The sequence below is a fragment of the Methyloligella halotolerans genome, assembly GCF_001708935.1.
GTDB classification, from domain to species: Bacteria; Pseudomonadota; Alphaproteobacteria; order Rhizobiales; family Methyloligellaceae; genus Methyloligella; species Methyloligella halotolerans.
Genome location: NZ_MASI01000001.1, coordinates 448,004 through 470,977 on the forward strand (window position 1 = coordinate 448,004; position 22,974 = coordinate 470,977).

18 protein-coding genes and 1 tRNA gene are annotated in these 22,974 nt (G+C 63.8%); 4 read left to right on the top strand and 15 right to left on the bottom strand.

Annotated elements, in window-relative coordinates; all coding sequences use genetic code 11:
• Positions 1-55: 55 nt before the first annotated feature.
• Both mfd and A7A08_RS15390 read right to left on the bottom strand, forming a co-directional pair.
• A complete protein-coding gene (mfd, locus tag A7A08_RS02255) occupies positions 56-3,481 on the bottom strand; it encodes a transcription-repair coupling factor (protein ID WP_083226369.1) in 3,426 nt (1,141 codons plus the stop codon).
• A complete protein-coding gene (locus A7A08_RS15390) occupies positions 3,390-3,977 on the bottom strand; it encodes a succinate dehydrogenase assembly factor 2 (protein ID WP_083226370.1) in 588 nt (195 codons plus the stop codon). Before A7A08_RS15390 ends, mfd begins: the two co-directional genes overlap by 92 nt.
• Positions 3,978-4,129: 152 nt before the next feature.
• Between A7A08_RS15390 and recG the strand changes: the two genes are divergently transcribed.
• On the top strand, positions 4,130-6,274 hold the full coding sequence (recG, locus tag A7A08_RS02265) for an ATP-dependent DNA helicase RecG (protein ID WP_069093896.1): 2,145 nt from the start codon (positions 4,130-4,132) through the stop codon (positions 6,272-6,274).
• A gap of 17 nt (positions 6,275-6,291) precedes the next feature.
• Here the strand turns inward: recG and A7A08_RS02270 are convergent, their stop codons facing one another.
• From A7A08_RS02270 to A7A08_RS02290, 5 genes are all read right to left on the bottom strand, one after another.
• Positions 6,292-7,098 (bottom strand): DUF502 domain-containing protein, encoded by an 807-nt coding sequence (locus tag A7A08_RS02270; protein ID WP_069093897.1) that lies wholly within the window; start codon positions 7,096-7,098, stop codon positions 6,292-6,294.
• A gap of 179 nt (positions 7,099-7,277) precedes the next feature.
• Complete coding sequence (locus A7A08_RS02275; RefSeq protein WP_141693802.1) at positions 7,278-8,258, bottom strand: SPOR domain-containing protein; 981 nt, start codon at positions 8,256-8,258, stop codon at positions 7,278-7,280.
• 174 nt (positions 8,259-8,432) lie between these two features.
• On the bottom strand, positions 8,433-10,253 hold the full coding sequence (gene glmS / locus A7A08_RS02280; RefSeq protein WP_069093899.1) for a glutamine--fructose-6-phosphate transaminase (isomerizing): 1,821 nt from the start codon (positions 10,251-10,253) through the stop codon (positions 8,433-8,435).
• Between the two features lie 119 nt (positions 10,254-10,372).
• On the bottom strand, positions 10,373-11,731 hold the full coding sequence (glmU, locus tag A7A08_RS02285) for a bifunctional UDP-N-acetylglucosamine diphosphorylase/glucosamine-1-phosphate N-acetyltransferase GlmU (RefSeq protein ID WP_069093900.1): 1,359 nt from the start codon (positions 11,729-11,731) through the stop codon (positions 10,373-10,375).
• 191 nt (positions 11,732-11,922) lie between these two features.
• Complete coding sequence (locus A7A08_RS02290) at positions 11,923-12,342, bottom strand: hypothetical protein (RefSeq protein ID WP_069093901.1); 420 nt, start codon at positions 12,340-12,342, stop codon at positions 11,923-11,925.
• A gap of 17 nt (positions 12,343-12,359) precedes the next feature.
• Between A7A08_RS02290 and A7A08_RS02295 the strand changes: the two genes are divergently transcribed.
• Positions 12,360-12,971, top strand: a complete 612-nt coding sequence (locus tag A7A08_RS02295; protein WP_069093902.1) for an SPOR domain-containing protein — start codon at positions 12,360-12,362, stop codon at positions 12,969-12,971.
• 88 nt (positions 12,972-13,059) lie between these two features.
• Here the strand turns inward: A7A08_RS02295 and A7A08_RS02300 are convergent, their stop codons facing one another.
• The 5 genes from A7A08_RS02300 to A7A08_RS02320 all read right to left on the bottom strand — a co-directional run bounded on the left by A7A08_RS02300 (position 13,060) and on the right by A7A08_RS02320 (position 18,022).
• Positions 13,060-14,232: an amino acid ABC transporter substrate-binding protein gene (locus A7A08_RS02300; RefSeq protein ID WP_069094279.1), complete on the bottom strand. Its 1,173-nt coding sequence runs from the start codon at positions 14,230-14,232 to the stop codon at positions 13,060-13,062.
• Positions 14,233-14,462: 230 nt separating this feature from the next.
• Positions 14,463-15,362, bottom strand: coding sequence for a KPN_02809 family neutral zinc metallopeptidase (gene ypfJ, locus A7A08_RS02305; protein ID WP_069093903.1), 900 nt, complete (start codon positions 15,360-15,362; stop codon positions 14,463-14,465).
• Positions 15,363-15,714: 352 nt separating this feature from the next.
• Positions 15,715-16,140, bottom strand: coding sequence for a hypothetical protein (locus A7A08_RS02310; protein WP_141693803.1), 426 nt, complete (start codon positions 16,138-16,140; stop codon positions 15,715-15,717).
• Between the two features lie 103 nt (positions 16,141-16,243).
• Positions 16,244-17,758, bottom strand: a complete 1,515-nt coding sequence (mctP, locus tag A7A08_RS02315; RefSeq protein WP_069093905.1) for a monocarboxylate uptake permease MctP — start codon at positions 17,756-17,758, stop codon at positions 16,244-16,246.
• A gap of 39 nt (positions 17,759-17,797) precedes the next feature.
• Positions 17,798-18,022, bottom strand: coding sequence for a DUF3311 domain-containing protein (locus tag A7A08_RS02320; protein ID WP_069093906.1), 225 nt, complete (start codon positions 18,020-18,022; stop codon positions 17,798-17,800).
• A 230-nt stretch (positions 18,023-18,252) separates the two neighbouring features.
• Between A7A08_RS02320 and A7A08_RS02325 the strand changes: the two genes are divergently transcribed.
• Positions 18,253-18,328: transfer RNA gene (locus tag A7A08_RS02325), tRNA-Lys, on the top strand.
• Between the two features lie 7 nt (positions 18,329-18,335).
• On the opposite strand, the gene A7A08_RS17515 is transcribed toward A7A08_RS02325, so the two are convergent.
• Positions 18,336-18,509 (bottom strand): CS domain-containing protein, encoded by a 174-nt coding sequence (locus tag A7A08_RS17515; RefSeq protein WP_425348982.1) that lies wholly within the window; start codon positions 18,507-18,509, stop codon positions 18,336-18,338.
• Positions 18,510-18,603: 94 nt separating this feature from the next.
• Here A7A08_RS17515 and A7A08_RS02330 point away from each other — a divergent pair, with 94 nt between their 5' ends.
• The gene (locus tag A7A08_RS02330) at positions 18,604-19,374 is read left to right on the top strand and encodes a hypothetical protein (protein WP_141693804.1); all 771 of its coding nucleotides are present in this window, start codon (positions 18,604-18,606) and stop codon (positions 19,372-19,374) included.
• Between the two features lie 264 nt (positions 19,375-19,638).
• Here the strand turns inward: A7A08_RS02330 and A7A08_RS02335 are convergent, their stop codons facing one another.
• Complete coding sequence (locus A7A08_RS02335) at positions 19,639-21,132, bottom strand: M10 family metallopeptidase C-terminal domain-containing protein (protein WP_069093908.1); 1,494 nt, start codon at positions 21,130-21,132, stop codon at positions 19,639-19,641.
• Between the two features lie 378 nt (positions 21,133-21,510).
• A complete protein-coding gene (locus tag A7A08_RS02340) occupies positions 21,511-22,971 on the bottom strand; it encodes a mannose-1-phosphate guanylyltransferase/mannose-6-phosphate isomerase (RefSeq protein ID WP_069093909.1) in 1,461 nt (486 codons plus the stop codon).
• Between the last annotated feature and the right edge of the window lie 3 nt (positions 22,972-22,974).

Here is a 22,974-nt window from a genome sequence, read left to right on the forward strand (position 1 = left end):
GCGCTCTTGCGTCCGGCATCGGACCCGGGCGCTGTCATTTCCCCGCCTGTGCGGCCTAAGCGGCCTTCTTGCCCCGGCTTGCGATTTCGGCCAGCTCGGCCAGGAGCTTCCGCGCGCCGTCCAGCCGGTCCTTCGGCTCCGGCCAGTCTTCGTAATAGACGAGCTTATGGTCGGGCTGCAGCTTCACGCCGACGCCCTCCTTGCCGATGAAGGCGATGAGCCCCTCGGGATTGGCGAAGCTCTGGTTCCGGAAAGAGAGCACCGCGCCCTTCGGGCCGGCATCGATCTGCTCCACGCCCGCCTGGCGGCATAGACGCTTGATCTCCACGACCTCCAAAAGGTGGCGGACCTCGTCCGGCAGCGGGCCGAAGCGATCGATCATCTCAGCGGCAAAGGCATCGATGCTCTGGGCGTCGTCGGCCGAGGACAGCCGGCGATAGAGACCGAGGCGGACCTGGAGATCCGGGACGTAAGGCTCCGGGATGAGAACCGAGGTGCCGAGATTGATGCGCGGCGACCATTGTTCTTCGACGAGCATCCCGTCGCCGCCCTTCAGCGCCTCGATCGCCTCTTCCAGCATGCTCTGGTAAAGCTCGTAGCCGACCTCGCGGATATGACCCGACTGCTCCTCGCCGAGGAGATTTCCCGCGCCGCGGATATCGAGATCGTGGCTTGCGAGGGTGAAGCCGGCTCCTAGGCTATCCAGGGATTGCAGCACCTTCAGGCGGCGTTCGGCCGTGGGCGTCAGATGCTTGTTCGCAGGTGTGGTGAAATAGGCATAAGCGCGGATCTTGGACCGGCCGACCCGGCCGCGCAGCTGGTAGAGCTGGGCCAGCCCGAACATATCCGCACGATGGACGATCAGGGTGTTGGCCGAGGGAACGTCCAGTCCCGACTCCACGATGGTGGTGGAGAGCAGCACGTCGTATTGCCGGTCATAGAAGGCATTCATGACCTGATCGAGCTCCTTGGAGCCCATCTGGCCATGGGCGCGGCCGATCTTCAGTTCGGACACGTGCTCCTTGAGGAATGCCTCGGCATCGTCGAGATCCGAAACGCGTGGCACGACATAGAAGGTCTGGCCGCCGCGGAAGCGTTCCCGCAACAGGGCCTCGCGCAGAATCATGGGATCGAACGGCGTCACATAGGTGCGAACCGCGAGGCGGTCCACGGGCGGGGTCGCGATGATCGACATCTCGCGCACGCCGGACAGGGCCAGCTGGAGGGTGCGCGGAATCGGCGTGGCGGTGAGCGTCAGGACGTGGACGTCCTCGCGAAGCGCCTTCAACCGCTCCTTGTGGCCGACCCCGAAATGCTGCTCCTCGTCGATGATCAGAAGGCCCAGATCGGCAAAGTCGACGGATGTGCCGAGCAGCGCATGGGTTCCGACGACGATGTCGATATCGCCGCTCTTCAGAAGCTTCTTCGTCTCGTTGATGTCCTTCTGGCTCACCAGTCTCGAGGCTTGGGCGATCTTCACGGGCAAGCCGCGGAAACGCTCCACGAAGGTCGCGTAGTGCTGGCGGGCCAGAAGCGTGGTCGGCACCACGACGGCCACCTGCTTGCCGGCGAGAACCGCGATAAGGGCGGCACGCAGCGCCACCTCCGTCTTGCCGAAGCCGACATCGCCGCAGATCAGACGATCCATGGGCTTGCCGCTGCGCAGGTCGTCGATCACCGCCTCGATGGCGTTGGCCTGATCCTCGGTCTCCTCATAGGGGAAACGCGCGGCGAACTCGTCATAGAGGCCTTCCGGCGGATAGATGGCCGGCGCCGTGCGCAGCTCCCGCAGGGCGGCCACCTTGATGAGCTTCTCGGCGATGTCCCGGATGCGCTTCTTGAGCTTGGCCTTGCGGGACTGCCAGCCCACGCCACCGAGCTTGTCGAGCTGCACCCCCGCCTCCTCCGAGCCGAAGCGGGTCAGGAGATCGATATTCTCGACGGGCAGATAGAGCTTGTCGCCGCCCTGATAGGTCAGCTCCAAACAATCATGGGGCTCGCCGAGGGCTTCGATGGCGGTGAGGCCGGCAAAACGGCCGATACCGTGATCGGCATGGACGACCAGATCGCCGACACTGAGGCTCGACGCCTCGGTGAGGACGTCGGCGCCCTTCTTGTGGCGGGTGCGGCGGACGAGGCGGTCGCCCAGGATGTCCTGCTCGCCGATGACCGCGAGGTCCGGGGTCTCGAAGCCCGTCTCCAGGGGCAACACGGCGAAGGCGGCAATGTCGCGCGGAACGGTCAGGATCTCGGGATAATGGTCGATATGGCGGACCTTACCGGTGCCATGCTCTTCCAGAAGCGTGGCAAGGCGTTCCCGGGCGCCCGGCGTCCAGCAGGCGACGAGGACACGCTTCTTTTCGGTCTTCAGCTTCTGGATATGGGCGACGACGGCATCGAAGACATTGGCGTTCTCGGCCTTGCGCTCGGCCGCGAAGGACCGGCCCTGGCGGCCGCCGAACGAGGTGACCTCGCCTTTCGCGTCTTCGGGGCGCTCGAAGGGGGAAAGTGAGACGACGGATCGACCGGTGAGCGCCGCGGTCCAGTCCTTCTCGGTCAGAAACATGCTCTCCGGCGGCACCGGATTATACGGAGTCGCGCCGAAGGCCTTGCGCTCGAGAGCCTGCTCGCGGGCCTCGTAGTGATCCTGGATCTGCTCCAGGCGCTTCTCCTTCGCGTCGTCCACCAGCGGATCGAGGCTCAGAGCGGCGTCCGGCACGTAATCGAACACAGTCTCCAGCCGGTCGTGAAAGAGCGGCAGCCAGTGCTCCATGCCCTGGTGCTGATGGCCCGCCGAGATGGATTCGTAGAGGGGATCCTCGCTGGTGACGGGCCCGAAGAGCTCGATATAGCGCTGGCGGAAAGCGCGGCGCGTCTCCTCGGTCAGTGCCAGCTCGCTCATGGGACGGAGCACGAGCTCAGTCAGCTGCTTTGTCGAGCGCTGGGTCTCGGGGTCGAAGCATTTGATGGTCTCCAGCGTGTCGCCGAAAAAGTCGAGCCGCGCCGTTTGGCCGCCCGGCGGGAACAGATCGAGGATGCCGCCGCGTACCGCGTATTGGCCGGGATCGGTCACGGTGCCCGAGCGGACATAGCCGGACATCTCCAACCCTTCGACCAGGGAGGCCATATTGACGCTCTGACCGGGCTTCAGGTGCTGCACGGAATTCTCGATGAAGCTCCGCGGCGGAAGCCGCTGCAGCAGCGCGTTGATTGTGGTGAGCACGATCAGCGGCCGCTTCTCATTCCGGTCCCGGTTGGCAAGCGTGCCGAGGGTCAGGATGCGCTGGGCGACCAGGTCGCCATTGGGCGCCACGCGGTCGTAAGGAACGCTGTCCCACGCCGGCAGGCTGAGCTGCTCCACATCGGGGGCGAAGAACTCGATCGCGTTCTCAAGCGTCGTCATCCGCTGGGCATCGCGCGCCACATGCAGGAGTGACTGCCCCGCCTTTCCGGCATCGCGCGCGAGCTGGCCCAGCAGCATGGCGTCGACGCCTTCCGGAACGCCCCCGGCAATCACCGGCTTGCCGGAAAGGAGCCCCTGAACCGGGGTGGATAGAAGAGATGGATCTTTCGCCACGATGGAGTCTGTTCGCCTCAGATGTTCTTTTCGTCTTCCGCGGTGGCGTCCTTGAAGCGTGGTAACGCCGCATGCGTCCGATCAGTTCGTCGAGCCCCGGCTCGCCTAGGCGTGTTCCCTCATAGATGCACTCGGCAAGCAGCGGGTCCGGCGCCTCGATCAAATGCTCCATGACCGCCAGATCGTCGGATGCCATATCCGGGATGGTCTCGGCGGCGTAGCGGCCGAGAAGGAAATCCAGCTCCTTGCTGCCGCGATGGGTCGCCCGGTAGAGCGCGCGGCGCCGGCGAAGGTCCAGCTGGGAATCGGACATCGTCGAAAAATCCCGTTGAGGTTTCGAATGCGCCGACACGCCCGCTTCATCCGGCAAGGCTTTCGCGACGCGCCGAATCCCCGGCATATTGCGTGCATCAACAAATGTCCCGAGGCCTCTGCACTTCCGTTTGCGGACCGAAGCGCGAGTGGCATGCGGGGCACTGTCTCGGGGGAGGTTTAAGTGCCGGGCCGGCCCAGTTCTGTCAAGCTGCGCCCCCTGCCTTGGGCATCGGAAACATGGCCGAGCGACGATTAGCCTCTACGCGGCCCGCCGAGCTGGCGCCGCTCTTCGCGCCGTTGACCGGCTTGAAGGGGGTCGGGCCGCGCATCGCCGGGCTTTTGAAGACCCTGCTGCGCCCCAAGCGCCAGCCGGAGGCGCTCTATCTCGTCGATCTCCTGCTGCATCTGCCCTCTGGCGGCGTCGACCGGCGTATGACCGGCTCGATCTCAGAAGCCCGCATTGGAGAGCTCGCCACTCTCAAGGTGCGTATCGCCGAGCACCGCCCCGGGGTCCAAGGCCGCTTCCGCCGGGGACGTGCGCCCTACCGAATTCTGGTGGAGGACGACACGGGCGCGGTGGAGCTGGTCTATTTCAATGCCGACCGGTCCTATCTACAGCGGACGCTTCCCGTCGGCGAAGAGCGGCTGATCTCCGGCAAAGTCGAAGCCTATGACGGCTACCTCCAGATGCCCCATCCGGACTACGTGGCGCGGGCGGACGGGACGGATCTACCGGATGTCGAGCCGGTCTACCCACTGACGACAGGTTTGAGCAACGGCCTGCTGCGAAAGCTGATGGATCAGGCGCTTGGTCGCGTGCCGTCCTTGCCGGAATGGATCGACGCGGCTTGGCTGAAGAAGAACGGCTGGCCCGGTTTCAAGGCGGCGTTGCTGGCGAGCCATCGTCCGGCAAGCTTTGCCGACCTCGAGGCAACGGCTCCGCCTCGCGCGCGGCTCGCCTATGACGAGTTGCTGGCCAACCAGCTCGCGCTGGCCGCGATACGCCAGCGCATCCGGAAAGCGCGGGGGCGGTCGATCCGGGGCGACGGTCATATCCGAAAGAAGATCCTGGACGCCCTACCCTTCGAGCTCACCGGCGCCCAACGTTTTGCCCTGTCGGAGATCGACGGCGACATGGCCGATGGCCATCGCATGCTTCGGCTCCTCCAGGGCGATGTCGGCAGCGGCAAGACGATCGTGGCCCTGCTCGCGATGGCGGCCGCCATCGAGGCCGGCGGTCAGGCCGCGCTCATGGCGCCGACGGAGATCCTGGCCCGGCAGCATGCGAAGACTTTGGAAGGCTTCGCGGGACCGGCCGGGCTGAAGGTGGAGATCCTGACTGGGCGGGAAAAGGGCAAGACCCGGCAAGCCCTGCTCGAGCGGCTCGGTGCGGGGGAGATCGATATCCTGATCGGCACCCATGCGCTGTTCCAGGAGGGCGTCGACTTCAAGGATCTGGCGCTGGCCGTGATCGACGAGCAGCACCGCTTCGGGGTGCATCAGCGCCTCGCCCTCCAGGGGAAAAGCACGGGCGCCGGCGCGGAGCTTCTGGTCATGACGGCCACGCCCATTCCGCGCACGCTCCTCCTCACGAATTTCGGGGAAATGGATGTCTCTAAGCTCGACGAGAAACCGCCGGGCCGCACGCCGATCAAGACCCGCACGGTGCCTGACGAGCGGCTGGCCGAGGTGATCGAAGGCGCGCAGCGGGCGGTGGCCAACGGCGCCCAGGTCTATTGGGTCTGCCCGCTCGTGGCGGAGTCGGAGACCCTCGATATCGCGGCGGCGGAGGAGAGGTTCGCGGTGCTCCAGAAGATCTTCGGCGATCATGTCGGACTGATCCACGGCCAGCTCAAGGCCAAGGAGAAGGATGAGGTTATGGGACGGTTCGCCGCCGGCGAATTGTCCATCCTCGTCTCCACCACGGTGATCGAGGTCGGCGTGGACGTACCCAACGCCAGCATCATGATCATCGAGCATGCCGAGCGGTTCGGTCTCTCCCAACTGCATCAGCTTCGCGGCCGGGTCGGACGCGGCGCGAAGGAGTCGGCCTGCATCCTGCTCTACAGGCAGCCGCTGACGGAGACGGCGAAGGAGCGCCTCAACGTCATGCGGCGGACCGAAGACGGTTTCGTCATCGCAGAAGAGGATCTGCGGCTGCGGGGCGGCGGCGAGGTATTGGGGACCCGGCAAAGCGGCATGCCGGCGTTTCGTCTGGCGCGGCTGCCGGAGCACACGGAACTCCTGGAGGCTGCCCGGGACGAGGCACGCCTGGCTCTCACCCGCGACCCGACCCTATCGGAGCCTCGGTCCCAGGCGCTGAAGACCCTGCTCTATCTCTTCGAACGGGACGATGCGATCCGGCTGCTGCGGGCGGGCTAGCCCCGACCCGTCGTGGATCAGGACATCGGCTCCTTTTGGACCGGTACGTCGGATGGCGGTTCTACCGGTGCCTCGATGCTTTCCTTGCGGCCTCGGCGCTTCCGGGGCGCGACGTCCTTCTGCAGCTCGGCGATTGACCGCTCCTTGTCGGGCGAGACGAGGCCGGCGGACAGCACGAGCTTCACGCCCTCCTCCACGGTCATGTCGAGGATCTGCACGTCCTTGGCCGGCATGAACATGACAAAGCCGGTCGTGGGGTTCGGGGCGTTGGGCATGAAGACGGTGATGATCTCATCGTCCTTGTCGCCCGCCTTCTCCTTCACCTCGCTTGGAGTCTCGCCCGAAATGAAGGCCACGGCATAGACGCCCTGGCGGGGAAACTCGATCAGCCCGACTTTTTTGAAAGAGTGGCCGGTGTCGGCGAAGATGGACTGGAAGATCTGCTTCAGGAGCCGATAGACGCCGCGGACGACCGGCATGCGGTCGAGCAGGATCTCGCCGTAGGAGAACAATGTGCGGCCAAACAGATTGGCCATCAGCGCGCCGATGAACATCAGGCCGAGAATGCCGACAATCAGGCCGACGCCCGGAATGTTCACGGGCAGATAGGTCTCGGGCAGATAATCCTGGGGGATGAGCGGCTTCACCCAGTTGTCCACCAGGTTGATGAACCACCACACCACGTAGATCGTGATGGCGATGGGGCCGACGACGATCAGGCCGGTCAGGAAATAGCCGCGCAGGCGGGCGAGAAAATGCGAGGAATGCCCCGCCCCCGCAGCCGCGAGCTGCCTGAGCTGATCCTCGGTCTCTTTTTGATTCATCTCAGCGTTCTGTCCTCAAGCCCGAACAGGGCCCATCTGCCCCTGAATTGCGGTGCCGCGTGCCACGTCTTTCCGGCCACGCGCGAAGCGTATCTAGCGCTTGCGGCAGCCACACGACAATACGGCATCTCGGCGGACGCTTCAGGCAGCCCCCGAATGGTTTGCGGCTCGCGGAGAGCCTAGCGCGCAACGACTAAGAAGCATTCAACACCGCTGCGCTTCAGATCGTTGCAGAGCTTCTCGCTCTCCGCCTTGTCGCTGAACGGGCCGATCTGGAGCCGATAGAACGTGCCCAGATCGCCCACATCGGCCTGTTCGATCTGAGGTGTCTTGCCGGAAAGCGCCGGGTTCGAGGACTGGACCTTCTGCCAAAGCTGGCGTGCCTCGGCTTCGGACCGGCTGGCCGCGAGCTGAAGGCGGTAGCCTCCGCCCTCGCTTGTGGACGCTGTCTCGGCCGGCGGCTCGGCATAGGAATTGCCCCAGGAGCCGAACCAGCGGGTAATGGCATTGCCGCCCTGCTCCGGTTGCGGCGCTGGCGCAGGCGCAGGAGCTGCTTGCGGCACGGGCGCGGGTGCGGCGGTTCGCGCAGGCGGGGTCGCCGGCACCGCCTGATCACCCGTCGCGACCTGGGTCGACCAGCCTTCCGTGGCGGCGGGATCCGTCGTGGTGGTCTGACTCGGCGGCGGGCCCTTGGCGGGCGTGCCGGTCGTGCCGCCAAAGGGCGACATGCGGTCCCAGAAGCCGCCCACGGCGACCTGCTGGGTTCCGGTGGCAACCTCGCGGACATCCACCCCGCCCTGCTTCGAAAGCCGGGCGGTCTGGCTCGGCGCCGCCTTCTGAGCGTAGGCGAGCTCGCGCTGGGATTCCTCGGCCAGGCCGAGATCCCTGAACGCGTAGCCCCGCTCTACTTGTGCGGCGACGCGGTCCGTGGACGGCAGGCCGAGGAAGATGCCGTTGCCGAGATCGGCGATGGCCTGGGCATGGCGGCCCAGCTTCCGGTTGGCAAGGCCGCGATAATAGAGCGCAAGAGCCGCCTCGCGGGACGAAAGGCTCTCATCGCCCAGAGCGGCGGTCAGACGCTGAACGGCGCTTTGGTATTGGCCGGCGCGCAGCTCGGCGGCGCCGGCATCGACGGCAGCGCTGACGGCGTAGGCTGGCACGGGCGCCAGGCACAGGGCGGACATCGTCAGCGCAAGGGATAAGGCCGCCGGTACGAGGCGGGCTTGCGCGTGACGTATGAGAGCGGCAAAAGGTTTAGGCGCGCCGTGGCGCTGCCGAGCTTCGATCATTCCCGTGCTCAAGCAAATAATTCGGGCGAATCCGAGGCTTCCAGTCTATTCGACAGTGACCGATTTAGCCAGGTTGCGGGGCTGATCGACGTCGGTGCCCATCAGGGTGGCCGTGTGATAGGCGATCAGCTGGATCGGAATGGCGTAGATTAGCGGCGTCACGAACGGATCGACGACCGGCACCTTCAGATGCCCCGCCAGTTCGCATCCCGCCTCGCCCGCTTCCGCATCGCTGATCAAGACGATCTGTCCGCCGCGGGCGGCGACCTCCTGCATGTTGGATACGGTCTTGTCGAAAAGCCCGTCGCGCGGGGCGATGACGATGACCGGCATATTTTCGTCGATCAGGGCGATCGGCCCATGCTTCAGCTCTCCGGCAGCATATCCTTCGGCGTGGATATAGGAGATCTCCTTGAGCTTCAGGGCGCCTTCCATGGCGAGAGGAAAGCTTTGGCCGCGGCCGAGATAGAGGACGTCGCGGGCCTTCGACAGGGCGTGGCCGACCTCTTCGTAGGGCGTCTCGTCGCGCAGCAGCGACGCCATGTGGCGCGGCACCTCGCCGAGAGCGCCGACCAGCTCCTTCTCTCTCGCCTCGTCGATCACGCCGCGGGCCTTCCCGGCCGCGATGGCGAGGCAGGCCAAGACCGTAAGCTGGGCGGTGAAGGCTTTGGTCGATGCAACGCCGATCTCCGGTCCTGCAAGGGTCGGCAGGACGAGGTCCGAATCCCGCGCGATGGAGGATTCCGTCACGTTCACGACCGAGACGATGGCCTGGCCCTGATCCCGGCAATGGCGCAGGGTCGCCAAGGTGTCGGCCGTTTCGCCCGATTGGGAAATGAACAGCGCCGCTCCGTCCGGATCCAGCACGGCATCGCGGTAGCGGAGCTCCGAGGCGATGTCGACCTCGACAGGAAGGCGCGCCCAGCGTTCGAACCAGTATTTGGCGACGAGCCCTGCGTAATAGGCCGTGCCGCAGGCGGAGATCGTCAGGCGCGGGATTGCGGCAAAGTCGAAGGGAAGCTCCGGCAGCTCGATCTCGTTGGTCTCGAAACGGACGAGGCTCGCCAGGGTATGGCCGACGACCTCGGGCTGCTCATGGATCTCCTTCGCCATGAAGTGGCGGTGATTGCCCTTGTCGACCAGAAGGGCCTGGGCCTGGGATTGGGACACCGGGCGCTGCACGGCCTTGCCGGCGCGATCCCGAATGGCCAGTCCCTCGCGGGTGAGAACGGCCCAGTCGCCGTCCTCCAGATAGACGACACGGTCCGTGAAGGGAGCCAGCGCGATCGCGTCGGACCCCACATACATCTCGCCGGTGCCGAGGCCGATGGCGAGGGGGCTGCCCTGACGCGCCACGATCATCAGATCGTCGAAACCGCGGAAGATGATCGCGAGGGCGAAGGCCCCTTCCAGGTGCTGCAGGGTGTGAAAGACGGAGCGGACAGGATCGCTGCCGGATTTCAGCTCGCGGCCGATGAGATGGGCGATGACCTCGGTATCGGTGTCGCTGGTGAACTCGGCGCCACTCGCCTGAAGGTCCGTCTTCAACTCGCGGAAATTCTCGATGATGCCGTTGTGAACGACGGCGACATCCTCGGTCATGTGGGGGTGGGCATTGCCTTCGTTCGGCCTGCCGTGGGTCGCCCAGCGGGTATGGCCGATGCCGGTATGGCCGTGCAGAGGGTGATCCTCGACCAGGCGTTCGAGGTTGCGCAACTTGCCCGGGGCGCGCCGGCGCACCAGTACGCCGTCCTCCAGGGTCGCGATGCCGGCCGAGTCGTAGCCCCGGTATTCGAGCCGCTTGAGCGCATCGATCAGCTGCTCGGCGACAGGTTCCTTGCTGAGGATTCCGACAATTCCGCACATATTCGATTCAATTCCTTGGACCGCGCTGACCGATAGGTAGGCCAGTCCGCCAACAGGCTGCAATTCAAACGCTATTTCCCATTATTTCCCCGATCGGGGAATGGGACTCGCCAAGCCGGTTACTCGCCTTGTTTGGCTTTCATGCGGCGAGCCTTGTAGCGGGTCGCCCAATCGGCCTTCTCTTCCTGGGCCGAGCGGCTCAGCGACAGGGCGCCGGGCGAAACGTCGTGGACGATGACGCTGCCCGAACCCACATAGGCGCCGTCGCCGATCTTCACCGGGGCGACGAGAGAGCTGTTCGAGCCGATGAAGGCGCCCTCCCCGATCTCGGTGCGGTGCTTGTCGAAGCCATCGTAATTGCAGGTGATGGTGCCGGCGCCGATATTGGCCTCCGCGCCGATCTCCGCATCGCCGATATAGGTCAGATGGTTGACCTTGGCGCCGACGCCCACGGTCGATTTCTTGATCTCGACGAAGTTCCCGACATGGGCACGTTCGGAAAGTTCGGCACCCGGGCGCAGCCTTGCGAAGGGGCCGACGGTCGCGCCCCTCCCTATGGTCGCCTGCTCGAAATGGCAGAAGCCCTTGATATGCGCTCCCTCGCCGATGGTGACGCCCGGCCCAATGATGACATTGGGCTCGATGATCACGTCGGGGGCGATCTTCGTGTCGGCACTGAGGAAAACCGTTTCCGGGGCCGTCATGGTCACGCCGCCGGCGAGCGCGCGAGCCCGCAGGCGCTTCTGCATGACGGCTTCCGCCGTGGCCAGTTCGGCGCGGGAGTTCACGCCGAGCAAGGTTTCATGATCGGCGGTCACGATCTTGAGTTTCAGCCCGTCGGCGGCGGCCAGGCCCACCGCGTCGGTGAGATAGTATTCGCCCTTGGCGTTGTCGTTGCCGATGCGATCGAGGAGGCTCAGGAGAAGCGCGCCGGAGCCGAATCCGACGATCCCGGAATTGCAGAGGGTGATGCCCTTCTCGGCCTCGGAGGCGTCCTTCTCCTCGCGGATGCCGGTAAGCGTGCCCGCGTCGTCCACGAGGAGCCGGCCATAGCCCGTCGGATCCGGCGCGTCGAAGCCAACCACGACGAGGTCGGCCCCCTCGGTGAGGGCCGCCTGAACCTCCGACAAGGTGTCGGTTTCGAGCAGCGGCGTATCGCCGTAGAGCACCAGGACCGGGCCCGCGGCCGACTGCAGAGCGTCCTTGGCCGCAAGCACCGCGTCGGCGGTCCCGCGCTGATCCTGCTGGATGAAGACTTGGAGACCGTCGGACATGGTCTTTCCGGCCTCGGCCACCTGCTCCATGTCCGGCCCGACGACGACGGCCGCCCGGCCGATGCCTGCCGCGCCCGCAACGCCCAGCACATGAGCCAGCATTGGCGCGTTTGCGACGGGGTGCAGCACCTTGGGACGGTTGGAGCGCATCCGCGTGCCTTTGCCTGCGGCGAGAATGACGGCGGTCGTTTCGGGTTTAGACATCATTTTCCCGGATTCGAAGCGAGTTGCTGCGCACGGCGCCAAGGCGGCCGCACGATCGCCTATCTAATACAAAGCGCTTATTAGAGCCATATGCGCGGGATTTTTGCTTTAAGGTGTACGTCGTCCACGAATTGACCTGACACGGGAAGCGGATAAGCTCCGGCGGCGGCTTGCCGGAGCAGCATTTTTGCCTATCTTGGCCGAATGCGGCGCGTGGCGAAGAGGAGGGGGTTTAGCGTATGTATGTGAAGGATCGCCCTGGCGGATTCCGGACTCTGCTTCCGAAGATCTTTGCGGTCTTCTGGGTCGTGCTGGGCGGCTTTTCCGGAGCCTATCTCTTCAGCGTCCTGCAAGAGCCCCAGATCGTCCAGATCACCAAGACCGAGACTGCACCGCCGCCGCAAGACGATGGCGCGTCCGAAGAGGCGCTGCAACGCAACGCCGTGACCGACGAAGCCCAACAGCGCCAGATCGCCGAGCTCAAATCCACCATCGATCAGCTGCAGCAGCGACTCTCCGGCGTCGACACGCGACTGAGCCCTATCGAGAAGCTGCTCGGCCCCGTCGCCGCCATGCCTCAGCACGAGTCGGCGGTGAGACCGCGCCGCCATCGCCCCGCCCCAAGCCCATGGAAGAGGCGACCCAGCCCGAACCCGTCGATGAGAGCGGGGATGACGTGGAGACCGAGGAGGCCGCGGCGCCCCCTGCCCCCGCATCCGAACCGGTCGAGGAACCGGAAGCCGAGCCCGCACCTGCCGAAGAGACGGTGGAAGCCGCCGCGCCGGAACCCGAGCCTGAGGCTGCCGCACCCGAGACCGCCGAATCCGACGTTCCCTCCGGCGAGGTGCCGGTTCCTTCCGGAGAGGTCGCCCCGGCCGAAGAACCGCTCGCGCCTGCGGGCGTCGATGCCGACGAGCCGCCGCAGGCGACCGCCAGCCTCGGCGAGAGTCCGGCGGCGTTGGCCACGCCCGACCTCCCGCCCGGCACGAACCGGTTCGGCATCGAGATCGGCACGGTGGAAAGCCGCGAGAAGCTTCGGCCGCTGTGGCGGAACATGCTGACCAAGCATGCGGCGCTGGTCGCGGGGCTGGAAGCACGCCGCGTGATGGCCCCCGACAATCAGTGGCGGCTGATCGCCGGCCCCTTTGCCGACGCGACGGAAGCCGCACGCGCCTGTGTGCTGTTCAAGAAGTCGGACCTGCCGTGCGAACCGACGGTCTTCGCCGGAGATTCTCTTTAGGCCGGAGCGAATCCTCAGCCGAAGCGGGCATATTCGCTGAAGCGATCTTCCTTGCTGAGGCTGTCTTTACAGTCGGCTCGTGCCGGCTTCACGGACGGGGCTGGATGACCGCCTTCGTCCTGCCGCCGCGGTTGGGCGCCAGCATCACGTAGCGCCCATCGATGACCTGCATCAGGAGCATGGGCTTCACGGTGTTGCGGCCGGTATCATCGAAGTCGACGGGACCGTAGAAGGTCTCGGTGCGGATATCGGCCAGCGCCTTACGAACCTTCACCGGGTCGGTGCTGCCGCAGTTCTGGATGGCCTTCAGATAGATGAGGACAGCAGCCGAGGCCTGTGCGGCCTGGTTCGGCGGGGCATAGCCATAGCGCTTTGCGAACCGGCTCGAGTAATCCTTGGCGGAGCCGAACACGTCGTCGCGATAAGGCACTTCCGGATGCCACTGCATGGGACAGAATACGCCCTGGCTCGATTCCGGCCTCACCTGGTTGATGTTGGCGGAATGGCAGTGGGTCACCGCGAGCATGGGGACTTGGATCCGCTGGCGGTGAATGTGGTCGATGGCCGCGAGGGCAGCCTCCTCATGACCGGAGATGACCAGGATATCGGGTTCGAGCCGCTTCACCCGGTCCAGGGTCATGCTCATATCGGTGGGACTCGGCGGCAGCCGGTCATCGATCACGAGACGCATGTTGTGCTTGCGGATCTCGCTCAGAACCTCGTCCCGCAGATCCTGGCTGAACCGGTCGTCGCGAACCGCCAAGCCGACACGCATCTCCGTCGCTTGCTTACCCAGAGCCGGCGCGCCTTCTTTGCTCGCCACGTTGAACAGCTGGTCGAAATAGTGATCGGTGGTGGTCAGAAGCCCGAAGAGATGTCGATAGCCCCGCTTGAAGAGGCTGCTGCCGGCGGCTCCGGCTTCCACCATGGGGACATCATACCGCTCGGCGATGGGTTCTACGGCTTGGGCCAACTGGGTCGAATACGGGCCGAGTAGCAGCTGGACCCTATCGCGGCTCAGCATATCCTCGACGATGGTGGTGGCGTGGCTCGCTTCCGATTGGTCGTCGCGATAGACCAGAACGATATGATGGTGCCGGCCATCGACCAGAATGCCGCCCCGGGCGTTGATCCGCTCCACGGCGAACTCGTAGCCGTCCCGCACGTATCGGCCGCTCTTGGAGAACGGTCCGGTCAGGGAAATCGGCGCGCCAAGGCGAATGTCCGATTCGTCAGCCGCAGCCGGGCTGGCAGCCGTCATCAGGCCCCCACCCAAGGCGAGTGACGCAACAATCAACAAAAATCCGAAGCTTTGCGCTGCCCAAGAGCGGCTTTTCCGCATCGCCACCTCCAAGACAGCCTTGGAAGGACCGCCATGTCCCCCGATAGACTGTGCCCTCATTGGGGCGGATCATATGCCGCCCGAAATGCCCCGTCCAATTGTGCGTGTACTGACCATTACGGAGCCGTTAAAACATGCCCTGATTTCGTCTAAAGACGGTCCGCATCGAACGTATTGCACTCTGAAACCGCCCCGCTCTCGAACCCGCGCTTGAACCATCGGACGCGCATTTCCGACGATCCGTGGGTAAACGAATCGGGCACGACATAGCCCTGACTCTGCTCCTGGATCTTGTCGTCGCCGATAGCGCTGGCGGCCTGAAGCGCCTCATCGATATCGCCGGGCTGCAAGATCTCCTTCGAGCGCTGAGCATGGTTGGCAAACACGCCGGCCAAGCAGTCCGCCTGAAGCTCCATGCGCACCTGGAGAGCGTTCGACTGGCGCTCGCCGGTCTGACGCTGCGCCGCGGCCACCTGATCGGCGATGCCGAGCTGCTTCTGCACATGGTGGCCGATCTCGTGGGCGATCACGTAGGCCTGGGCGAAATCACCGGGCGCCTTGAAGCGCGATTTCAGCTCCTGGAAGAAGGAGAAGTCGAGATAGACCTTCTGGTCTTGCGGACAATAGAAGGGCCCCATGGCGGCCATGCCGAGACCGCAGGCCGATGCGACGCGGCCGCTATAGAGCACCAGCTCGGGCTCTTTGTAGCTTCGGCCGCTCTTGGCGAAAATCTCGTTCCAGACGTCTTCGGTGTCGGCGAGCACGACGGAGACGAATTTTTTCGTCTCGTCGTTCACCTCCGAACCGGTCTGGTCGTCTGTCTGCTGCTGGGTTTGCTGACCCGGAGGGGCTCCGCCCTCCAGGAGCACGCGGGGATCGATGCCGAAGAACAGCATGAGCCCCACGATGATCAGCAATCCGACGATGCCGACGCCGCCCTTCCCGCCGACGGGTATTCGCATGCCGCCGCCCGGAAAGCCGGCCTGATAGCCGCCCTGACCGCGCCGGTCCTCCACATTGCTGCTCTCTCTGCGGCCACGCCAGCGCATATTTTTCCCCTAGCCAGTCGTTCGCTACCAAGCGCCTCGCCAGTCCCTTCCCGGCGCGGGTCCGCTCATTTTGCATGGGGCGAAGGTGCGCACAAGAGATGCCGCGCCGGTCAGAGAAGCTTCAAGGAAGTGTCGTCCGACTGCCATCTCGGCTTGCCATGGTGCCCACCATCCGAGGCGCTTAGCCCTCGGGCGTACCCGCGTTCGGAGTAAGCTTTGAGCCTCGGCACTCCCCGCGCCGGGGCTCATCTTTTTCTAGCCTCTGCCTGTGATTTCGCCCGGAAATCGGCCGAAACGGATCGCCGGCGCAGCATTCGCTCCGCCGGCTCCCCGATGACGATCGCGCCGTCGGCTACGGGCTGAGGCTTCCGCCCCCGCTGCCGCCGGTGCTGTCTTCCGTGGCAGGCTCGTCGGGCATCGGCGCTTCCTGCTCCATCTCCTGGCCGGTGGCGGCATTGGGCTCGGGCTCCTGAGGTGCCATAGCGCCGGAATCGTCCGGGGCGGTGGTTTCGTCCTCAGGCGCTGCCGCATTGGGCTCCGGTGCCATGGGATCGCCGGCGTCCGGCTCTTCGTTCATGGTGCCCTGGTCGGCCGGCGCTTCTGCGTTCGGCTCCTCGGCGGGGGCCGGGGCGGATTCTTCGGTCGTGGTTTCATCGACGGCGGCTTGGTCGCCGCGATCGCCATACATGAAATACGCGGCGATGATCAGGGCGAGAACGATGCCGCCCAGTACGATCGCCAAAAAGGCCTTACCCCCACTCTCGTGCTCGTGTGCCATGCTTGCCTCCCTAAGGGCTTCAGCTTCTTTATGCCCGGGGAGCGTAGCCACGATTTTGGGCGCGGTCGAGCGAGTTGTGCAGACGTCCGCCGTCAACTCCGGCTCATGCGGAGGCCGCCGCGGGGCGCGGCTTCGCGGGCGACACCAGGGTCCAGGCGCCTGCGACGGCGAAATTGAGGATCACCGAATAGAGCGCAGCGTAGGCCGGGATCTCCAAGCCGAATACGGTAAGCGGATAGATCGACGAGCCGAAACCCTGACTGGCCGCCATCCATGTGCCGGCGATCATGCCGACGGCCCAGCCCGCCATGATGGCGCGTGCTCCGAAGACGGTCGTGTAGAGACCGAGCAGGATGGCGGGCAGAAGCTGGATGATCCAGATGCCCCCCAGGAGCTGCAGCTGAATGGCATATTCCTGGGGCAGCAGCAGGATGAACAGCACCGCGCCGACCTTCACGACCAGGGAGACGATCTTCGCCACGCGGGCCTCTTCGGCGTCCGAGCAGTCCGGGCGCAGATACGCCTTGTGGAGATTGCGCGTGTAGAGGTTGGCGCAGGCGATGGACATGATCGCCGCCGGCACCAGGGCGCCGATGGCGATAGCCGCGAAGGCAACCCCCACGAACCAAGAAGAGAAGCTGTCCAGGAAGAGGGCCGGCACGGCGAAGTTCGGTCCGTAGTTTTCGAAGCCGAAGGCGTAGTCCGGATTGTCTCCCACACCGGCCGCGATGGCCATGTAGCCGAGTAGCGCGATGAGCCCGAGCACGAAGGAATAGGCGGAAAGAAGCCCGGCATTGCGCCGGATCACGCTGCCGCTGGACGAGCTCAGGATCCCCGTCATGCAGTGGGGATAGAGGAAGAGCGCCAGTGCGGAGCCGAGCGCCAAGGTCGCATAGGCCGAATACTGGCCGAGACTCCCCGGCTCCGGCTTCGGCAGGATCAGTTTTTCGGGCGGAACGGCGGCGAAGATGGCGCTGTAGCCGCCGAGCTTGGCCGGAATGATCACGATCGCCGCGATGACGGTGACGAAGATGAGCAGGTCCTTGACGATGGCGATCAGCGCCGGGGCGCGCAGGCCGCTCGTATAGGTGAAGGCGGCCAGGATGATGAAGGCGATGATCAGCGGCATGTGGCCGAGCCAGCCTTCGGTCCGGAAGCCCAGGGCGCCGATGACCACCTCCATGCCGACGAGCTGAAGCGCGATATAGGGCATGGTCGCGAACAGTCCGGTGCAGGCGATGGCGAGGGCCAGATGCTTGTTGCCGAAGCGGTCTTCCACGAAATCCGCCGCGGTGACGTGGCCCTTGGCATGGGCGATACGCCAGAGCTTCGGAAAGACGAGGTAGAGGATGGGATAGATCAGGATCGTGTAGGGAATGGCGAAGAAGCCGAGGGCGCCCACGCCATAGACCAGGGCCGGCACGGCAATGAAGGTGTAGGCGGTATAGAGGTCGCCGCCGAGCAGGAACCAGGTCACCACGGTGCCGAAGCGCCGGCCGCCCAGCCCCCACTCATGGAGCATGTTGAGGTCGGCCTTGCGCCAGCGGGCGGCGATGAAGCCGACCCAGGTGACGAAGAGAAACAGCCCGACGAAAACGGATGTCGCGACAAGATCCAAAGCGAAGCGTACCCCCCGGTTCGCGGCCGACCGTAACCTCTACGGTTCCTGCCCGCCTCTTTTGTCCAGTGCGTAGACCACCGCCACGATGACCGCGCCGACCAGAACGAAGCTGAGCTGAAACCAGTAGAAGAACGGAATGCCGAGGAGCTCAGGCGTCAGCCGGTCGTAGAGCGGCACGGACAGGACGACGATGAAGGGGATCGCAAACAGGAGGCGCGGCCAGTGACGGCGCGCACCGGATTTCGGCGATTGTTCGCTCATAGCAATCCCCCTCGGACCGTTTCCACCACGATCGCGTCCGGCTCTTCCGGCCGTTCCTCCGCCCTTCACTATTTCTTCGCACGAAGCGCGTCAAAATCTTTCCTGCGATGCCACCGCTCGGCCCTCCTGCTCTGCGCAGACGGGCGGGAGACGGCCCCGCTATTATTTCCCCGTCGGGCAGGCTTGGCGGCATGGACTTCTTAGAAGGCCGATGCTAGCAAGCGCCTCGGGAGCCGGTAGCTCAGCTGGTAGAGCAACTGACTTTTAATCAGTAGGTCCAGGGTTCGAATCCCTGCCGGCTCACCATTGACTATCAATGGGTTAGCTCGCCCTGTTCTCTGTTTGCCCCAACTTTTGTAGAGGGTGGCTTTGTAGAGATTTCGAGCCTCCGCGCGCGTAACTTACTGTTTTTAAAGGTCATTTCAATCTCTACCTTGGTAGAGGGTTGACGCCACTCATTTCTTCTTTTCGCGCAACGGGTTAGCATTGTTCAGCGCCTGGAGGCATCTGATTACATATCAGAACGCGTGTTTTTTGCAGCTTCACCAGCTAGGGTAATTTTCGTCCAGCGGTGGGTGGAGATGATGGCCGAGACTAAATCGGAAGGTGAGTCTCAGAGGGATTTGCGGCTCACATACTCTGACGCGCTCTTGATAGCCCTGGCGCCTGCTGTCGCCTATTATTACTCGTACTACTTTGAGCGTGGTATCCTACGTTCACACAATATGCCCACTGACCTCGTGGAAGTTGGCGTAGGAACAGTCCTTGTCGCCATTGCTACAGGAGGAGCGTTATTGTGGGCTATTGCGACGTGTTATTGCTTATTTCTCGCTTTTTTACCACGCGCCGTATTACTTTTCATGGCTATGCTAAGGCTAGTAGCAGTTAGTTTTTTGGCATGGCTGCTGGCGTGGTGGTATCTGGGCTGGTCTTGGATTACAATCGCATTGTCTCTCCTAATTTTTTTCGTGATCGCAGTGACGGTGTCACGCCTCCTTATCAGGCGCCACGGCTCGTTTCTTGATAGGCTTGAGGCAGATGTAAAAGCTGACAGTGAAGCAATCCGGCGTAACTTTTCACCCTTAATAAGCATCGTTGGCATCAGGTACTGGAACCTGTTTTTGACCATCGTGCTGCTTCTGCCGATTGCCTTCTTCTTCACCGGACAAGTATACGGCAGAATGCAGCGACACTTCCCGGTCTTTCAGACCGAGGAAGGCGAGTGGGCGATTGTGCGGAACTATGGAAATCGATGGGTGGTGCGAAGGACCGATAACGGTCGATTCGCCGAGGAGTTCGCCAGCATGCCGGCGAAGGGGGTGCCGCTCCGTGTGCGGGAGATAAAGGACTGATCGGCATGGAGACGTGGGGCGCCCCTCTCCGCGTCTAGCTTGCCCCGGCTTTTGTAGAGAAATGCCCAAATTTCCCCCGGACTTGGTAGAGGGGGAGCGCTTGAAAGCCCTGGAAATCAAAGCTTCCGGCGGCTCCCTCACCTTCTTTTAATCAGTAGGTCCAGGGTTCGAATCCCTGCCGGCTCACCATTCCATCAAGACTGCAACACAGATCAGCGTGCCTTCCCTCTGGACGGGAGCCGGCAGGCCCATGGGCGACCGGGGCTAGAGATCGAAGTCCGAAGCCTGCAGCGAGCGGACGTTGCGCACGAAGATCTGGAAGTCATCCCCGCTATCGCCGTCGAAATCCGCTTTCACGACAACGCCGTCAGCGACTTCCCTATACCGCAGCTCGCCGCCCTGCCCGCTATATCTGGCTGTTCCTATCCACTGGAACGCCTGATCTCCCGCGGCACTGGCCAAGGCGTCGATCGCTGCGAGATCGATAAGATCCTCGCCGGCTGCGAAGTCGGTGATGATGTCTCGCCTGGCGCCGATGCCGCTATCGGACAGAGTGTTGAAGGTGAACCGGTCGGCTCCTTCGCCGCCACGCAGAATGTCGCGGTGCCTCCCGCCGACGAGCAGGTCGTCACCCGCGCCGCCCGAGAGCCTGTCGTAGCCGTGTCCGCCATAGAGCGCGTCGTTGCCATCCGATCCGATGAGGATGTCACGGCCGCGATTGCCCTTCAGGATGTCATCGCCGGCGCCGCCGCTTATGTAATCGGCGCTGCCACGGCCGGATATCTCGTTCTCGGCGTCGTTGCCGATGATCCGGTCGCGGCCCCGGCCGCCGATGGCGTTCTCGATGGTGACGCCGGACGCGATCGAGACGTTGTCGGTCAATCCGCCGACGCTGGAGAAGCTCTCCTGGCGGAGGTTGATCACCTGATTTGCCTCATATCGCGAGAAGTCGAGGGTATCCTCACCGCCGCCGTCCCAGATGCTGAATACGCCCCGCTCGGACGCGCTTCCGAAGGAGAAGGCGGCACCGGCGTTGGAATTGAAACCGTAGACGGTGTCGCCGGCGCGGGTCTGGTAGTTCGCACCGTAGAGCATTTGGATCGCCGTGATGTCGTGCATCAGGGGCGTCCGCGCGAAATTCCAGTCGTGTTCCGCGCCGGTGAACCCGGCGTTGAAGTAGCTCATCACCGTATATTGGCGGCTGTCTTCAAGATATTCGGCGCTGTTGGAATAGGTGATCGGCTGGCCGTCCAGGACGTCGTAGTGGCCAGGGTGCTGCAGGCCGATCGCGTGACCGATCTCGTGGATCAACGTGAAATTGCTGTAGTCGCCCTTCTCCGGGCTCGTCAGCCCGTAATAGCGATTGATCCAGATGTCGCCTTGAGCGTAGTGGCCTTCCGTCCGCGAGGCCGCAGGGAGATAGGCGAATCCGCCCGCGCCATCCCGCGCCTCATAGTTCGCGAACAGCATCGTCGCGGAGTCCGCGAACGGATCGCCACCAGCGACGTCGGATTGGGGCACGAAGCTGATATTGGCCACATCGGACCAAAGATCGAGCGCCACGGTCGTCGCGGCGACCTGCTTTGCATTGAACTGTCCGAACGTCGCGTAGATATCGCTGCCGTTGTCGTAACTCGGTCGTCCCAACCGGAAGGCGTAGCTGACTTCAATGGGTGTTCCGGTCGTGAATCCCCAGCTGTACTGGTCCCGTGTGATATGCGCTGCCGCTTCTTCGGCGGTGTAGGAAACCTTAGACATGATCGCTCCTTGGTTGAACAAGGGGCGGAGCACTATGGGCCGGCAGTTATGCGAACCTTCCCGAAGTCGAGACGGTTTTAGGCATCTTCAGCGGGCGGGGTTTTGCCTCTCGGGCTTGTTATCTGGGGGGCGAAAAACATCGCGAGCACGTGATCGAAACGTGATGAGCGCACGTTGGTCCTTTTGTCCTATTCGGTTGTTTTCACTAGGGGTTTTTCAACTGCGCCAAAGACGCACATCCGCATCGAGTGCGGCAGCCGGGCGCAGCTGACAGGCTTTCCGTGTCAGCATGCCGCAACGCGAACAACACTGGATCACATGCGCGTCATCCGCTTGGCGAGGTATCGATTCGAGCTTGGCGAGCTCTTTCGGTGAGGACTATTTCGTCTCGTCCTGGCGACGGTTGTAGATATCGTCCTCGCGGATGATGTCGTCCTCGCCGAGATAGCTGCCGAGCTGCACCTCGATGATTTCCAGAGGCACCTTGCCCGGATTGGCGAGCCGATGCCACTGGGTTGCGGTGATGTAGATCGACTCGTTCTCGTGGACGAATTTCTGGTTGTCGCCCACCGTGACCATGGCGGTGCCACTGACCACAACCCAATGCTCGGAGCGATGGTGGTGCATCTGCATGGAGAGGGTTCCGCCGGGCTTGATGTGGAGAAGCTTGACCTGGAACCGGTCGCCAAGATTGAGCTGCTCGAAGAACCCCCAAGGACGATGATTCCTGAGATGCTGCTCATGGTGACGGCTGTCTCCCGACCTCAGGCGTTCGACCAGCTTGCCGACATCCTGGGTGCGGCTCTTATGAGAGACGAGCAGCGCGTCCGGCGTCTCCACGATGACCATGTCGTTCAGGCCGATGGTGGAGACCAGCGATCGCGTCGAATACACGTAGCAATTGCTGCTGTCTTCGAAGAAGGCCTGGGAGGGTTCGGCCGCCAGTCCGGCAACCACGTTGCCGCGCTCGTCGGTCTCGCCAAGTTCGGCAAGCGCTGACCACGATCCGACATCACTCCAGCCGATATCGAGCGGCAGCATCGCAGCCTTGTCGGTGTGCTCCATGACGGCATGATCTATGGAAATCGAAGGGCTTTCAGCGAAGCGCTTCTCGTCGAGACGCAGGAAATCGAGATCGGTCTGGGCGTTGCCGAGGGCGCCCTTGGCCGCACGGACGATCTGGGGCTGAAGGCGTTCAAGCTCAGCCAGGAAGGTCTTGGCGTGCAGCACGAAGATGCCGCTGTTCCAGAAATAGTGCGGGTCCTTCAGATAGGCTTCGGCGGTTTCCGCATCCGGCTTCTCGGTGAACTTCGCCACGGCGAACGCGGTGTCGCCGAATCCCTCCAAGGGTTCGTCCTGCCGGACATAGCCGTATCCGGTGTGGGGCTGGTTCGGGGTGATGCCGAACATGACCAGGCGGCCGGTTTGCGCAACCGCAATGGCGCGCTTCACGGCGGCCCGAAAGCCTTCTTCATCGGCGATGACATGATCGCTCGGCATTACGACCAGCACGGCTTCGGGATCCACCGCCCGGGCCCAAAGCGCTGCGGTGGCGATCGCCGGTGCCGTGTTGCGCGCCGTAGGCTCCAGAACGATGGCGCCGGTCGCGACCCCGCAATCCTGGGCGGATTCTGCGACCAGGAAGCGGTGATCGTTGTTGCAGAGGACGATAGGCGCGGCGATGCCATCGCCTTCGGGCAAGCGCATGAGCGTCGTCTGCAGCAGGCTCCGCTCGTCGTTTGGGATGAGCTTCAGAAACTGCTTCGGGTATAGCGCGCGGGATAGCGGCCAAAGCCGGGTTCCGGCTCCACCGGACAGAATAACGGGGACGACGGTCATAGG

Excerpts from the sequence above, each read along its gene's own strand:
- mfd (WP_083226369.1), bottom strand. The coding sequence starts at position 3,481 with ATGCTGCTGGGCCAGCTCGCGCGCGATGCCGGAAAGGCGGGGCAGTCA.
- A7A08_RS15390 (WP_083226370.1), bottom strand. The coding sequence starts at position 3,977 with ATGCCGGGGATTCGGCGCGTCGCGAAAGCCTTGCCGGATGAAGCGGGC.
- recG (WP_069093896.1), top strand. The coding sequence starts at position 4,130 with ATGGCCGAGCGACGATTAGCCTCTACGCGGCCCGCCGAGCTGGCGCCG.
- A7A08_RS02270 (WP_069093897.1), bottom strand. The coding sequence starts at position 7,098 with ATGAATCAAAAAGAGACCGAGGATCAGCTCAGGCAGCTCGCGGCTGCG.
- glmS (WP_069093899.1), bottom strand. The coding sequence starts at position 10,253 with ATGTGCGGAATTGTCGGAATCCTCAGCAAGGAACCTGTCGCCGAGCAG.
- glmU (WP_069093900.1), bottom strand. The coding sequence starts at position 11,731 with ATGTCTAAACCCGAAACGACCGCCGTCATTCTCGCCGCAGGCAAAGGC.
- A7A08_RS02290 (WP_069093901.1), bottom strand. The coding sequence starts at position 12,342 with ATGGCGGCGCGGTCTCACCGCCGACTCGTGCTGAGGCATGGCGGCGAC.
- A7A08_RS02295 (WP_069093902.1), top strand. The coding sequence starts at position 12,360 with ATGGAAGAGGCGACCCAGCCCGAACCCGTCGATGAGAGCGGGGATGAC.
- A7A08_RS02300 (WP_069094279.1), bottom strand. The coding sequence starts at position 14,232 with ATGACGGCTGCCAGCCCGGCTGCGGCTGACGAATCGGACATTCGCCTT.
- ypfJ (WP_069093903.1), bottom strand. The coding sequence starts at position 15,362 with ATGCGCTGGCGTGGCCGCAGAGAGAGCAGCAATGTGGAGGACCGGCGC.
- A7A08_RS02310 (WP_141693803.1), bottom strand. The coding sequence starts at position 16,140 with ATGGCACACGAGCACGAGAGTGGGGGTAAGGCCTTTTTGGCGATCGTA.
- A7A08_RS02320 (WP_069093906.1), bottom strand. The coding sequence starts at position 18,022 with ATGAGCGAACAATCGCCGAAATCCGGTGCGCGCCGTCACTGGCCGCGC.
- A7A08_RS17515 (WP_425348982.1), bottom strand. The coding sequence starts at position 18,509 with ATGCTAACCCGTTGCGCGAAAAGAAGAAATGAGTGGCGTCAACCCTCT.
- A7A08_RS02330 (WP_141693804.1), top strand. The coding sequence starts at position 18,604 with ATGATGGCCGAGACTAAATCGGAAGGTGAGTCTCAGAGGGATTTGCGG.
- A7A08_RS02335 (WP_069093908.1), bottom strand. The coding sequence starts at position 21,132 with ATGTCTAAGGTTTCCTACACCGCCGAAGAAGCGGCAGCGCATATCACA.
- A7A08_RS02340 (WP_069093909.1), bottom strand. The coding sequence starts at position 22,971 with ATGACCGTCGTCCCCGTTATTCTGTCCGGTGGAGCCGGAACCCGGCTT.